This is a genomic window from Streptomyces sp. NPDC004629 (assembly GCF_042873595.1).
Taxonomy (GTDB): Bacteria; Actinomycetota; Actinomycetes; order Streptomycetales; family Streptomycetaceae; genus Streptomyces.
This window is the reverse complement of record NZ_JBIALO010000068.1, coordinates 1-10,609: the sequence shown is the minus strand read 5'-3', so window position 1 is coordinate 10,609 and position 10,609 is coordinate 1. Positions and strand designations below refer to the sequence as shown.

The 10,609-nt window shown below is 68.1% G+C and carries 12 protein-coding genes and 2 pseudogenes; 8 read left to right on the top strand and 6 right to left on the bottom strand.

Annotated elements, in window-relative coordinates:
- Positions 1–742, top strand: a 742-nt coding sequence (locus ACFYTE_RS41890) for a DUF11 domain-containing protein (protein WP_388722508.1), incomplete at its 5' end; no start/stop codon positions are given.
- Positions 743–945: 203 nt separating this feature from the next.
- Here ACFYTE_RS41890 and ACFYTE_RS41885 read toward each other — a convergent pair.
- Positions 946–1,074: pseudogene (locus ACFYTE_RS41885) on the bottom strand (restriction endonuclease); the annotation flags it as partial.
- Positions 1,075–1,096: 22 nt separating this feature from the next.
- Between ACFYTE_RS41885 and ACFYTE_RS41880 the strand changes: the two are divergent.
- From ACFYTE_RS41880 to ACFYTE_RS41865, 4 genes and pseudogenes are all read left to right on the top strand, one after another.
- Entirely contained in the window at positions 1,097–1,762 is a 666-nt protein-coding gene (locus tag ACFYTE_RS41880) for a transposase (RefSeq protein WP_388722506.1), read from the top strand.
- Between the two features lie 571 nt (positions 1,763–2,333).
- A complete protein-coding gene (locus ACFYTE_RS41875; protein ID WP_388722504.1) occupies positions 2,334–2,564 on the top strand; it encodes a hypothetical protein in 231 nt (76 codons plus the stop codon).
- Positions 2,565–2,955: 391 nt separating this feature from the next.
- A complete protein-coding gene (locus ACFYTE_RS41870) occupies positions 2,956–3,642 on the top strand; it encodes a hypothetical protein (RefSeq protein ID WP_388722502.1) in 687 nt (228 codons plus the stop codon).
- 102 nt (positions 3,643–3,744) lie between these two features.
- A pseudogene (locus tag ACFYTE_RS41865) lies at positions 3,745–4,157 on the top strand (transposase family protein); the annotation flags it as partial.
- Between the two features lie 84 nt (positions 4,158–4,241).
- On the opposite strand, the gene ACFYTE_RS41860 reads toward ACFYTE_RS41865, so the two are convergent.
- The 3 genes from ACFYTE_RS41860 to ACFYTE_RS41850 all read right to left on the bottom strand — a co-directional run bounded on the left by ACFYTE_RS41860 (position 4,242) and on the right by ACFYTE_RS41850 (position 5,614).
- Positions 4,242–4,532, bottom strand: a complete 291-nt coding sequence (locus tag ACFYTE_RS41860; protein ID WP_388722500.1) for a hypothetical protein — start codon at positions 4,530–4,532, stop codon at positions 4,242–4,244.
- A gap of 570 nt (positions 4,533–5,102) precedes the next feature.
- Positions 5,103–5,390: a hypothetical protein gene (locus ACFYTE_RS41855; protein WP_388722498.1), complete on the bottom strand. Its 288-nt coding sequence runs from the start codon at positions 5,388–5,390 to the stop codon at positions 5,103–5,105.
- The gene (locus tag ACFYTE_RS41850; RefSeq protein WP_388722496.1) at positions 5,387–5,614 is read right to left on the bottom strand and encodes a hypothetical protein; all 228 of its coding nucleotides are present in this window, start codon (positions 5,612–5,614) and stop codon (positions 5,387–5,389) included. The genes ACFYTE_RS41855 and ACFYTE_RS41850 overlap by 4 nt, the downstream gene beginning before the upstream one ends.
- Before the next feature lie 278 nt (positions 5,615–5,892).
- Here ACFYTE_RS41850 and ACFYTE_RS41845 point away from each other — a divergent pair, with 278 nt between their 5' ends.
- Positions 5,893–6,399: a Ku protein gene (locus tag ACFYTE_RS41845; protein ID WP_388722494.1), complete on the top strand. Its 507-nt coding sequence runs from the start codon at positions 5,893–5,895 to the stop codon at positions 6,397–6,399.
- A 410-nt stretch (positions 6,400–6,809) separates the two neighbouring features.
- Here the strand turns inward: ACFYTE_RS41845 and ACFYTE_RS41840 are convergent, their stop codons facing one another.
- Positions 6,810–7,766: a zinc-binding dehydrogenase gene (locus ACFYTE_RS41840; RefSeq protein ID WP_388722492.1), complete on the bottom strand. Its 957-nt coding sequence runs from the start codon at positions 7,764–7,766 to the stop codon at positions 6,810–6,812.
- Positions 7,767–7,808: 42 nt separating this feature from the next.
- Here ACFYTE_RS41840 and ACFYTE_RS41835 point away from each other — a divergent pair, with 42 nt between their 5' ends.
- Together ACFYTE_RS41835 and ACFYTE_RS41830 are read left to right on the top strand one after the other, a co-directional pair.
- Positions 7,809–8,423: a TetR family transcriptional regulator gene (locus ACFYTE_RS41835; protein WP_388722490.1), complete on the top strand. Its 615-nt coding sequence runs from the start codon at positions 7,809–7,811 to the stop codon at positions 8,421–8,423.
- Between the two features lie 81 nt (positions 8,424–8,504).
- Positions 8,505–8,861, top strand: coding sequence for an SDR family NAD(P)-dependent oxidoreductase (locus ACFYTE_RS41830; protein ID WP_388722488.1), 357 nt, complete (start codon positions 8,505–8,507; stop codon positions 8,859–8,861).
- Here ACFYTE_RS41830 and ACFYTE_RS41825 read toward each other — a convergent pair.
- Positions 8,826–10,109, bottom strand: a complete 1,284-nt coding sequence (locus ACFYTE_RS41825) for an alpha/beta fold hydrolase (RefSeq protein WP_388722486.1) — start codon at positions 10,107–10,109, stop codon at positions 8,826–8,828. The two genes, ACFYTE_RS41830 and ACFYTE_RS41825, sit on opposite strands and share 36 nt — an antisense overlap.
- Positions 10,110–10,609 lie beyond the last annotated feature (500 nt).

The window sequence follows — 10,609 nt, the reverse complement described above, 5'->3', positions numbered from 1 at the left end:
GTTTGTCCACACACCAACCGATGATCACGCGGTGGCCGTACCCGTTCCCAGCCGGGGCCGCCGCAAGATCGCGAAACCAGACTGGAGTACTAGAGGTAATTCCTCTTCACGCGGGTGGAGAAGCTCTCAGGCGTGGGAAGGGTTGCAGAACATGACATGTGTCCGCTCGCATCGGCCGCTGACCTTCATGCTGGCGGCGGGTGCTGCTGCAGGAGTGCTCGGGTTGCTGGGAGCGCCGCACGCCGTTGCCGCAGAAGCGACTGCTGACCTGTCCATCACCAAGGTCGGACCGACCCCGGCTCCGGATGGGAGGTTCAGTTACCAGATCACCATCAAGAACAACGGGCCTGACCCGTCCTCCGGCTGGTCCGTTCGCGACATGATGGGGGGCCACGCCTTCCCCGGGGCCCCAAACGACCTCAGGTCCTCCGACCCGCGCTGCGCCGTCGTCGACGGTCCCATGCACGGGGGTGTCCCTCAACGGTACCTGGAATGCAAGGGCGGTCCGCTGGCCGCAGGCTCCAGCACCGTCATCGAAGTCACCTCCTTTGACGCGCGCGTGAATTATGCCAGCGTCACGGGGAACGAGCCCGACAGCAACCGTGACAACAACAGCGCCACATCCGTGCCCATCGGGGACTCCCCGCTGGTCGATCCCGCGGTCGGCGCTGGCGCCGCGGCTGCCGTTCTCGCGGCCGGGACCACCATCTCCCTCATCCGCCGTCACAAGATGCGTGCATAGCTCGCCTTTGCCGCACTGTGCTTCAGGCCGCTGAGCTGACAATGGGGCGGGGTTGGCCAGTGAAATCCATCTCCGAGCCGTGGGCACGGTGACTGCTGTCGCGGAAGTACACCTCGCCGAGCACTTCGGCGGCAGGATGCCGGACCGTCCCCGGGTGTGATCTGTCGTGCTGTCAGCCACGCCAGGAGCTGGCGAGCCGTCTTTCAGCTCAGAGGTGTTGAACGGCGAGGGGGCGGAACGGCCCGCAGAACTTCCCACAGAGGCTGTGAGCCCGCCGCCCACACTCCCAGCGTCTCGCGGTCCACCACGTGCAACCGCTGCTGCTTCGCGAACATGCGCCGGCTCCTGGAACGCGTGGACGGCGACGCACTGGACGAGGCCGTCGGCGGCTATCTCGCCCGGCGCGCCCAGCCCGCTCCCGGCGAACACGCTGCCGACGCGATCCGGCGTGCGATCGCGGTCGATGGCAAGACCGTCCGCGGCTCGCGTGCCGCCACCACACGCGCGGTGACGCTCCTCGCGGCGATGGACCACACCGGCACCGTGCTCGCCGACAGGAGCAACAAGATCCCGGCGTTCGCCCCGCTGCTGGACCCTCTCGACCTGACCGGCGCCATGCTCACCGCCGATGCCCTGCACACCCAGCACGACCACGGCGCCTACCTGCGCCGACGTGGCGCTCACTACCTCGTGATCGTGAAAGAGAACCACCCTGGACTCTACGACCGGGTCCGCCGCCTGCCCTGGCGGGACATCGGTCTGGATCACTACGACCGCAGCCGCGCCCACCACCGCGACGAGATCCGCCGCCTGAAAACGGCCGCGTTCCGGCGACTACCCCGACGCCCGTCAGGCCCTCCAGATCGTGCGTCGGAGGCGGGAGCCGGCCACCGGGAAGCTGACCATCGAGCGCGTCTACCTGATCACCAGCCTGCCGCCTGGCCAGGCATCCGGCGCTCAGCTCGCCTCGTGGATCAGAAGCCACTGGGGTATCGAGATCCTTCTGCACCACGTCCGTGACCGCACCTTCCGCGAGGACGACTCCAAGGTCCGCACCGGTCAACTGCCCCGCATCATGGCTTCCTTGCGCAACCTCGCCATCAGGTCCACCGCCAGAACGGCGAGAAGAACATCGCCGCAGCCCTCCGACGAACTGCCCGCGACTACCGCCGGCCTCTACCCACCCTCGGACTCACCTGACGGAACCGGACAGAAACCGATCACGCAATGGCCCTGGGGTGCGCCCCGCACTCCGAGTCCTCGACTTCGCCCGAGCCCAGCTGAAATTGAGTCGACTCAGCGCTAAGAAACCGTGGACGCGATGCTAACGACATGACTTGGCAGCCCTGCCATGCTGAGGAAAGTCAGGAGCCGGAGCCCGCAGCGGCGGGCGCTTCCAGGTGGGAGAACACAATTGCTTTGTCAGACGATAAATAAAATTCGCATCAGCGTCATTGCGGTTTCAGCCTTGGGCGTCCTTGCATCCGTCGTTGGGCCGGCTTCCGCAGGCGAAGACTCGCCGCCAGCGTACGCGCAGCCCTCTGGAAATTATGCTCGCGGCTCATCCGCCTGGTGGAACCACAGCGGCGACGTGATGAATGCCGATGATCAGGCGAAGGACGGCCTGTCGGGAGTTGGCCTGTTCGGGGTGGGCAGGACCATCAAGTTCGTGTGGGACACAAACGGCTCTAACAACGACTGGGCGTCCCAGAGTTGGAACGTTGCAGAAGGCAGCGAAGTGGTGGTAACGGCCTGCGTCGGAAATTCCTCGGACAGGGAAGTTGCTTGGGGCTGCGGTTCCAACAAGTACGGTGTGGCGTGAATAATTCGCGTGGAACGCGAATCGAGAGGGCTTCGGGGCGGGGCTGCCTTCAGGCTGCGCCCAGTCCCGGAATCCCTGCCTGATGAGGACGCCGGCAGTGTCGAAGCACACGATTCTCATTGCGGTCATGGCAGTGACCGTCCTCGCGAGTGGATGTTCTGGTACGCCAGAGTCTCCAGGGCGGCCTCGGTTGGCTTCCGTTCCGACACCGACGGCGAATGGCGAGATTGCTTTCCCCCTCGACTCCACACTTCTCAGCAATGCAGAAGACCGGGTCGTCACGCAGGCGGTCGACCTGGTGGCTCGTGATTGCCTGCGCCGGTACGGCTTCGCTTTCACCAGGCCAGTAATCCCAGCCGACAGTGGGGTCACGACACGGGTACGATCCCTGATGGACGACGGATTCGTCCCCGAAACCCAAGCCCGTTCCTACGGGTTCCATTCCGCTCCGAGCGCCGCAGACGATACCGCCTATCTGCCTGCTGACGACGACGTTCTGCGGGTGCTGAACGGGTGGTCACAGACCGGGAAAGGGGCGGAGACAGTATCTAAGGAGGAGAAAATCTTCAACAAGATACCCATCGCTGAGTACGGCTGCTCAGGCGAGGCCCAGAAAAAGCTGTCCCGGGGGGCGTCCCGTCCTGTTGCCGGCCAGTCACCTGGCGGCGAAGCTGATGCCCTCAACTATGTGCTGACTCTCCGGAAACAGGCCGGGAATCAGGTCAGAAGTGATCCGCGTTTCAAGAGCATCACAGCCAGGTGGGCCAGCTGCTACGTCAAGGCTACCGGCACATACGTCTCAAGTCCGCTGCTGCTTGCCCGTGACCCCAGGTGGACATCCAGGAACAGAGCGACAACTGCGGAGGTGCGGGCGGCTGTTTCCAGCAACCGCTGCCAGCTTCGAATCAACTATCTGGGCGTGACCGACTCGCTTACCGCAGCGTACGAACAGCGCCTGGCCGACAGCCACTCTTCGCAGCTGCGAGCCATCTCCGCGTTCCTCAGGGCCCGGCTCCGCAACGCCACTGTGGCCATCGAGCAGGAACGGACGATACCGACACCTACCCATAATGGCTGAGGGAGTGCGCCTGCTCGGCGAATGTCACGGGGCGGGAGGCGATGGAACTCGAACCTCCCCCCTCAGTGGCGTGGCCGGCGGGCCTGTCAAACGAACGGCCCTGGCCCGCTCGTGATCGCCCTCAGCGACGACCGAGGCCGGCTGCTGTGGATCTCGGCGGCCCGCCCCGGGCGCACCTCGGAGATCACCGCTTGCCGGCACGACAAGCTCACCCAGAAACTGCGGGAAGTCAGGCTCGGAGCCATCGCCGACCTGGGATTCGTCAGCCTCGACGACGGCGGCCCCGACGCCGACCCGGCGGTGATCACCGGCTACAGGGCGCCAGGAACCGGCCCCTGACGCGAGGCCAGAAGCTGTCCAACACGGCACTGGCGGCCGTCCGGGCACCCGCCGAGCACGGCTTTGCCCACCTCAAGAACTGGCGCGTCCTCGGCAAGGTGCGCACCGACCCCGCCTGGGCGACCGCCCTGGTCAGGGCCTTGCTGGTCCTCACGAACCGCGAAGTCGCCCGATGACCGACGATCTTCACCAAAGTCACCTGCCAGCGACCAGCACGAGCATCCCGATGCCCACGCACACCAGCCCTTAGACCAGCAACTTCAGCTTGCACACCTCCCATTGACGAACGCCACGACGTTCACGGTGACCGCGCACTTGCCGACGCCCGTGCCGTCCTCCGACTGCACCTTGGCGACCTTCTCGACCTCGGCCGCACCGGCTTCCACGGCCTCCTTGCCCCGGAACGGATTGATGAAGGCATCGCTCTTCAACAGTTTCTCGCCGACCGCTCCCTGGCCGAAGTACAGGCCGGTGAACAGTGCCTTGCCGTCTGCGCGGGCGTCGGCCACGTGTGCCGGAGCCGATGCCTTCACTACCGAGCCGGCGGGCACGTCAGCCGCGTAGGCTCCCGTGACAACACCACCGACCAGGAGTGAGCCTGCAGCTAAGGAGACCCGAATGGATCTCTTCGCGTTGCGTACTTTTCTCCGTCTATGTCCGTCAGTTGCTCAGCCGGGCCTTCGACTTCAGCTCCGAAGACTTCGTCGCCCGCGGGCGTCGCGAGAACTCAATCTCCCGGGGCGCCGCCAACGAGCTTCGGCCCGGACCGTTCTGGTTTCAGGGGCCGCCGCCAGGCCGGGTGCCGTCGCGACCATCACGGCGACCGTGGAGGCACCAACGAAGAAATCGATTTCGCATCCTCCGGGCATGCCGAAACAGCGCGCCCGGGAGCAAGCGAATGCATCAACTTCCCCTCGGTCGGAAGACAGGCAAGGCGACCCCAGCGGTTACTGAGGTCTCACCAGTTGTCACGTGAGCGTCATATGCACACGGGCGGGAATCAGCCCCGCCGGTTTCCAAGGGTGAATGCGGACATCAACGCATGATTCACCATGTCCGGCAGGTGGAATTATCCATTCCGTCACCGCCTTTACGTGCTGTACCGGCTGGAACGATTCGACCTACTGCCACCCCTGGGCGACTCCGCTGAACAGCCGTACTTTGCCGCCGCCGTCCCTCCGCTCGGCGGCATGCCCGTTCTCCCACGCCATCAGTACGTCCTCGGATCCCCCGGCTTCCCGGGCGAGCCGGATGACGACGCTCTGGTCGCTGCCGTACAGCCCCACCCAGGAATGCCAGGCCCGGTGGGCGGTCGCACCGTCGGCCCACTCACCGATGACCGCCGGACCGACGGCCCCGAACTGAAGCCGGACCCGATGCACCTGCCCGGCCGCCGGGAGCCGGGTCATGGCAACTCCCCCAGGCCGCGGGCCTGACGACGCAGCTCCGCCCGGGCCGCCGGCGCCCCCGCGCACGACCAGTACGGGTGGAACAGCAGCCGGCCGGAGAGAACCTGCAAGCGGCGGCGCAGCACGGCGGTGTGCACCGGACACGGCACAGCCAGCGCCGCGTAAGTGCGCTGCCACTCCGCCTGGAGCTCGATCAGGTCACGGGGAAATGAGGTGGCCTCCACACCCCTAATTAGGCCACGTGTTCGATTTTCTGACCAAGTGGACGCGACGGTCTGTCGCGCCTGTCTGCCGTACCGGGGCCGGCCCATCGTTCCCGTGCCGGGGCACAAACAGGCTTCTACGCTGGAGGTACTCGGGGGTCCCGGGAGGGGCGTGCCATGCCCGCCATCGTCAACGGTGTCATCTCGTTCGGGCTGGTCAGTGTCCCGATCGCGGTCCTGAGTGCCACCGAGAACCACAGCGTCCGATTCCGGCGGATCCACACCCTGACGGCGGCCGGGTGCGCAACCGGTACTGGTGCGAAGCGGAGGACCGCGAGGTCACCTACGGGGAGATAGGGCGCGGCTATCAGCTGCCGGACGGCCGGGGCATCCCCGTCACGGAGGAGGAACTGCGATCCCTGCCGCTCACCACGGCACGCGCCATCGACCTGGTGGCGTTCATTCCGGCCGCGGCCGTCGACCCGCTCCGTATCGGCGCCGGCTACTACCTTCAGCCGCAGGGCGCCGTGGCCGTGAAGCCGTACGTGCTGCTGCTCCGGGCGCTCCAGCGCGCATCCAAGGTCGCGGTCGCCAAGTTCGCGTGGCACGGCCGTGAACGGACCGGCCTGCTCAGTACGGGCGCAGAGCACTTGTTCTGCGGCTGCCGTATTCCCAGCGCCTGCATCGCTGCCGGGCTCAAGGCTGCGGTCTTGTCAGGGGGAGACACCAAGTTCGGCCGCTGGACCGCGGCAACCTCACCGGCCCCGAGTTCACCGACCACTACACCGACGCCCTGCGCGCAGTGATCGAGGCCAAGCAGGAAGGGCACCGCCTCCCCGACGCACCCGACCCGGCCAGGCCGGGGCAGCTGGTGGGCCTGATGGCCGTGCTCAAGGAGTCCGTGGACAAAGCCCGAGCCGCACGCGGCGAGGACGATGCCGACATCCACCAGGAGCCGGACACAGCGCCGAAGGCCACGGGACGGAAGGCCGTGAAGGCGCGGCCAGGCACGAAGGCGTCCCCCGGGCAGCCCCGGGCAGGACACGTAGGCATTCTTGGCAGAGGCTCCCGCTGCGGCCGCATGGCGCTGACCAGTCGTGGTCGGGGACGGGCGCGATGCGGCCGGAGCGTGGTCGGGGCCATGGTCTGCCCCGACCACCATGAGGCTCCTGCCGTTTCCGGGCAGTGCAGGGGTGACCATCCCGCGCGGAGTCCGTCATCCGAACGAGGCGACCAGCCGTCCGATCACTTCTCCTCGCTCAAGGCGGCCGATTCCGTCAGCGATCTCCTCGAACCCGATCTCGGTGATGCGTGAGGACAGCCTGCCTTCGGCGACGAGATCCAGCACCGCTACGCAGTCCTCCTTCGTCCCGGCCTGCGAGCCGACGAGCTCCACCTCGTTGAGTGTGAGCGCCTGGAGGTCGATCTCGCCGCGCGCGCGACCGAGGCCGACCTGGACGATCCGTCCACCGCGGCGGACGGAATGGATCGCACCGTCGGTGGTCGTCCCGAACCCGGCGAAGTCGATGACCACGTCGAGTCCCTCGCCGGCGAAGTCCGTGATGTCACTCGCGACGCTTTCGGCACCGAGCGAGCGGGGGAAGTCGTGCACACGCTCGTTCTTCTCGGCGACGAAAAGCCTGGCACCAAGTGCGAGCGCGGTCTGCGCGCCGAGCGAACCGAGCCCGCCGAGGCCGATGATGCCGACGCGGGCGCCGGGAGAGACGCGCCCCTGCACGGAGACCGCGTGGTACGAGGTCAGACCTGCGTCGGTGGCGGCAGCCGCCTGATCGAACGGCACGCCATCGGGCAACGCGACGACGAGCCGTTCAGGGACGACGACCTCGTCCGCGAACCCGCCGTTCAGCGATGTTCCCGGCCCTTCGATGGCTGCCGGAATGACGACCTTCTGGCCTACGGAGAACTCGGTCACATCAGGTCCCACGGCAGACACGATGCCCGCGATCTCATGACCCAGCGTGATGGGCCGGAACGGCAGCAGCGGCGTCAGCGTGCCGTCCAGGAATCCGACGTCGCTGTGACAGAGTCCGGCGGCGCGGACGTGCACGACGAGCTCGCCGGCGGCTGGTGCCGGTGCCGGCACCTCGCTCATGGTGAGAGGTTTCCCGACGTCGGTGAACTGCCATGCACGCATCGTCTGCTCCTGACTCATTACTGATACCAGGTACCAAAAATACTCCTCTACGCTCGGACGATGACAAGCCCCCGCACGCGCCGCGGACGGCCGCCGGCCTCGACCCGCGAAGCCCTTGAGGAAATCGCCTTCGAGCTGTTGCTCCGCGACGGCTACGAGGCCACGACACTCCAGGCCATCATGACCGCCGGCGGTGTCGGCCGCTCGACGCTGTTCCGCTACTTCGGCTCCAAGGCGGGCATCGTGTGGGGCGAGTTCGACCGCGCCGTCGAGCGGCTGCGGGCGGCCCTGCGGGACGCCGACGACGCACCCGTCATGGCGGCCGTGCGATCGGCGGTCGTCCGGTCGACACGCCTGTCCCAGGCGGCGGCACCGGACTCATGGCTCGACCGCTTCCGCGTGCTGGACCGTGACCCCGCGCTCGCCGCGGAGACCGCCGCGCACTGGCGCGTGTGGGCCGAGACGGTGAGCCGCTACGCGGCGGAGCGCACCGGACTCGACGCGGGCGCTCCCGTCCCGGCCGCGATCGGCGGCGCCGTGCAGGCCGCCTACGTCGCGGTGCTCAGGCGTTGGACCACCAGGGACGAGCCGGTCGACTTCGGCGAGCTGGACGACGCACTGCGCCCCGTCACCGACGCCTTCCAGACGCTGCTCAACGGAAGAAACCTCTCCTGACCTGGCGTACGCACCCTCCAAGTATATTTTGGGATCAAGTCCCGAAAGTCGGGTGCCCCACAGGACGAAGGAGTCCCTGCCATGGCCCGTCTGGACAACAAGGTCGCGATCATCACCGGAGCGGGCCGGGGGATGGGTGCCTCGCACGCCCGCCGCTTCATCAAGGAGGGGGCGAAAGTCACTCTCACCGACGTCAACGAGGCCGCCATCCGTGAACTCGCCGAAGAACTCGGGGACAACGCGCGGTACACGGTGCAGGACGTCACGAAGACCGACGACTGGCGGCGCGTCGTGGAGGAGACCGAGACGGCGTTCGGTGACATCACCGTGCTCGTGAACAACGCGGGCATCCTGGGGCCGATCGCCAAGACGGCGGACCTCGATGAAGACGCGGTCCGCGGGTCAGGGCTTCGGCGCCGGGAGGGGCTTGTCCAGTAGGAAGGCCTCAAGGAGCGCCGTGTACAGGCGCGGCCGCGCACGTGCGATGGCGTGTCCCGCGCCCCGGACGTGGACCAGCCGGGAGTCGGGCAGGGTCTGGCGGTACTCCTGAGTGACCTCGGGCCTGACGAAGTCGCACTCGCCGCGCATGATCAGCGACGGGACATGCACCGTGCGCAGCACGGGACGCGGGTCGGGGAGCTGTTCGAAGTCCTTGACGGTCATCTGGTTGCTGTAGAAGCCCTGCGGGTTGTTGTGCGCCTCGGTGGGCGCCGCCCCCGCACACGACGTGGTGTCCTTGCCGACAAGAGCCACCTCGTGCATCCACTGGTCGAGTTCACGGTCGCCGGCCAGGGCGTGCGCGGCACGCGGGCTGACGCCGAGGAGCAGGCTCGCGGCGATCAGGCGGGGCCTGCTGTCCAGGTCGTCACGCCGGGAACGCTGGGCCGGCGTCAGGTCGTCCCAGGGCTCACCGACCTCGGACCCGGGATACTCCCGGCCCCACAGGGCACCCGGCGACGTGAAGACCGCCTTCGCCACGTGCGAGGCGTGCGCCCGCAGGTACTGCGCGGCCAGCGAGCCGCCCCACGACTGGCCGACCAGCACGATCCGGTCCGCGCCCAGAAGCCGGCGGATCGCGTCGAGGTCGGCGACCTGGCGGGCGACGGTGTAGCCGGTGACGTCGGACAGCCGGCTGGAACGGCCCGCGCCGACCTGGTCGTAGGAGTAGACCTCGAAACCCTGCGCGGCCAGTTCCCGCCCGCCGGTGGGCACGCCCTCCGCCGGGGTGCCGGGGCCGCCGTGCAGGAAGATGACAGGGGTCGGACGGGGCGTGCCGGCGGCGGGCGCGTGGACGTAGGCGATCCGGGAGCCGGTCGGCAGGTTCCAGAAACGGACACCGGACGGGACCGGGCCCGTGGCCGGGGCCGGCATCGGCCGGAACACCGTGACGGCGGCCAGGGCCGTCACACCGATGAGCAGCACGGCGGTGAGGGCGGCCGTGGCCCGCAGGCCACCCCTGCCGAGCAGGCGGAACGCCGCACCGGCGAGCAGCGCGGCGACCGCCGCGGCGACGGCGAGACCCGCGGCCGCCAGCAGCCAGACGCTCGCGGTCGCGAACGCCGCCGCGACGAAACCGGCCGCCGCGGCGGCCGGTGTCAGCGCCACCGTGGCAGCCAGCAGAAGGCCGCCGCATACGCGGCGGACAAGCGGGGGAAACGGGCCGAACGAGGGAATCCTGAGTGCCATGGCCGTGAGGCTAGGCGCGGGTGCGGGGCCCGGTCGTCAGGCCGCCGGAGGACCGTCCGGCGGTGAAAACCCGCCGGTGGAGGGGGTGGTGGCCCCCGCCGTGCGGCGGGGCCACCACCCCCTCGCGGCGGGGCGGCCCCATTCGCCTCGGCCCCGAGACCGCCCAGGGTCCGGCACCGGGAATCCCGGGCGCCGGCGCCCTGCGCGGGGCGCGTGCGCGGGCCGGCACCCGGTCCATGCGTTCCCGGGTCTCAGGAACATCGGTGTCAGATCGTGCGCTGAGGGTTCTCCGGGTCGGTTGGGGCTTTGACCTGGGGTGATTGAGCGTCGGACCCTTCGAGGGCCGCTGTAGCCGATCTTCGGAGAGCTGTTGTGGCGGTCGAGTTCCTGACGGACGAGCAGGCCGTTATCTGGATCCTTCACGCTCGGCAGCCACGCTGAACTGGTCTTTTGTGTGGATGACAGTGTCAGCTACGTCTCCTTAGAGTTGCTCAGATGTC

What these genes read in the sequence shown, in the direction of transcription:
- ACFYTE_RS41870 (WP_388722502.1), top strand. Translation starts at nt 2,956, where the DNA reads ATGGACGACGGATTCGTCCCCGAAACCCAAGCCCGTTCCTACGGGTTC.
- ACFYTE_RS41855 (WP_388722498.1), bottom strand. Translation starts at nt 5,390, where the DNA reads ATGACCCGGCTCCCGGCGGCCGGGCAGGTGCATCGGGTCCGGCTTCAG.
- ACFYTE_RS41840 (WP_388722492.1), bottom strand. Translation starts at nt 7,766, where the DNA reads ATGAGTCAGGAGCAGACGATGCGTGCATGGCAGTTCACCGACGTCGGG.
- ACFYTE_RS41835 (WP_388722490.1), top strand. Translation starts at nt 7,809, where the DNA reads ATGACAAGCCCCCGCACGCGCCGCGGACGGCCGCCGGCCTCGACCCGC.
- ACFYTE_RS41830 (WP_388722488.1), top strand. Translation starts at nt 8,505, where the DNA reads ATGGCCCGTCTGGACAACAAGGTCGCGATCATCACCGGAGCGGGCCGG.
- ACFYTE_RS41825 (WP_388722486.1), bottom strand. Translation starts at nt 10,109, where the DNA reads ATGGCACTCAGGATTCCCTCGTTCGGCCCGTTTCCCCCGCTTGTCCGC.